The following is a 2,010-nucleotide window of genomic DNA, read 5'->3' on the forward strand; positions in this document are numbered from 1 at the left end:
GTTCCACAAAGAGTGAATTTTCTTGTGGAACAGGCCGAAAAGCCTGTTCATAAAAAGCTTATTGAGAATGGTGCAACTTCTCAGTTAAATCCGTTAAATCTGTTAAATCCCGTACACTGCTCGTTGCCCAGCTTCCTTCTTCCCGATCGATCTGATATATTGATTAAGAATTATTATTTTTGGCAATCATCAAAGTGGCGATATTTAACAGGCGCAAATGGGAAAAACTCGTGGTTCATAAATCCAAAACATTAGCCTGGGCGATCGCACTTTTCAGCGGCATTTTGATGGCATTGACAACCGCCCCAGTAAATGCTTGGCTATTGGCTTGGGTAGCATTAGCTCCCCTGTGGGTTTTGCTTGTCAGTTATCAAAAGCCAAAAATACAAGAACAAAAACAAAAATTTCTCTTTCTTCCTTCTTTCCTCAACATCCATCCGTTACATCCGTTACAGAATCCGTTGCCGAACTTCCTTCTTCCTTTACTCTGGGGAATTGGCTATCACGGATTAGCTTTATCTTGGATTATGGGAATTCACCCGATGACTTGGTTGGGAGTTCCTTGGTGGCCAAGTTTGGCGATCGCACTTTTTTGCTGGGCATTCATCACCCTCTGGGGAGCCGCCTTAGTCGCCGTTTGGGCGTGGCTATTTGTAATTCTCAACTCCCTCACTTTACCAGACCAAAATCCTATTCTTATTCTTAACTCCCCCCCTTTACAAGGGGGGGCTGGGGGGGGTAAAGCTCAATTTTCAGCATTAACTCGCGTTTTAATTGGCACAGCTTTGTGGTGTGCCTTAGAAAGTATTTGGAGTACAGGTTCCCTGTGGTGGACATCACTATCTTACACGCAAAGCCCGCATAATTTAGCAATATTGCACCTCGGTCAACTCTCCGGGCCCAGCGCAGTAACAGCCGCTATCGTAGCAGTAAATGGCTTAATTGCCGAAGCTTTTATTGAAGGAAGAAGTAAGAAGGAAGAAGGAAGAATAAAAAATTGGATTCCTTATATTTTGCCGGCGAGTTTGTGTTTGATTTTGCATATTGCAGGCTGGAGTTTGTACAACCGCCCTTTGAATCAAGAACCTGCAACTGCTTTAAAAATTGGCATTATTCAAGGCAATATTCCTAACGAGATTAAGTTTGACTCAGCGGGTTGGGGGCGCGCTTTGGAAGGTTACACCACTGGATACAAACAGTTAGCAGACAGAAAAGTCGATGCTGTGTTAATTCCAGAGACAGCTTTGCCTTTTATCTGGACAAACGAGTATCAGCGTTCTACTCTTTCCTTTTACCAAGCTATTCTCCAACGCGGCGTTGTGGCTTGGGTTGGAGGATTCGGACAGCAAGAGAATAGTATCACTAACAGCTTATTGGCGATCGATCGCACTGGAGAAATTGTCGGTCGCTACGATAAACTCAAGCTAGTGCCTTTAGGCGAATATATCCCTTTTTACGAAATCTTAGGCGGGATTATTAATCGGCTTTCTCCCTTAGATGCTCATTTAGTACCCGGCAATTCTAAACAAGTGTTTGATACGCCGTTTGGCCGCGCCATTGTCGGAATTTGTTACGATTCGGCGTTTGCGGAAATTTTCCGATATCAGGCGGCGAAGGGAGGCGAATTTATGATCACCGCTTCCAACAATGCCCATTATAAACCGCCGATGTTGGATCAGCATCACGCTTTAGATGTAATGCGGGCCATTGAGACGGATAGATGGGCAGTTATCGCAACGAATACCGGTTACTCTGCTTTTGTAAATCCTCGTGGCGAGACGGTTTGGAAGTCGGGAATTAATACCTATGAAGTCCGAGATGCTACTATTTATCGGCGGCAAACTCGGACTTTGTACGTGCGGTGGGGAGATTGGCTGACACCTGTATTGTTAGTATTGGCGGGGTTAATGCGGTTGATTGTTAGAAATTAACGTTAGGAATGAGAATTAAATAACTTCCACAAGTTTGTGGGATGGGGAGCATCTCAGTTTTGCATTTACAGTGCGAGCG

The 2,010-nt window shown here is 44.6% G+C and carries 2 protein-coding genes; both read left to right on the top strand.

The features are described from left to right. Nucleotides 1-255 (top strand): hypothetical protein (locus tag QUB16_RS33270; protein ID WP_333322654.1); only part of this gene is annotated, 255 nt, incomplete at its 5' end. Then, complete coding sequence (gene lnt, locus QUB16_RS33275; RefSeq protein ID WP_333322652.1) at nucleotides 195-1,931, top strand: apolipoprotein N-acyltransferase; 1,737 nt, start codon at nucleotides 195-197, stop codon at nucleotides 1,929-1,931. The genes QUB16_RS33270 and lnt, both read left to right, overlap by 61 nt. Nucleotides 1,932-2,010: the final 79 nt, after the last annotated feature.

Origin of the sequence: Microcoleus sp. D3_18a_C4 (genome assembly GCF_036702415.1) — a bacterium.
GTDB lineage: Bacteria > Cyanobacteriota > Cyanobacteriia > Cyanobacteriales > Microcoleaceae > Microcoleus.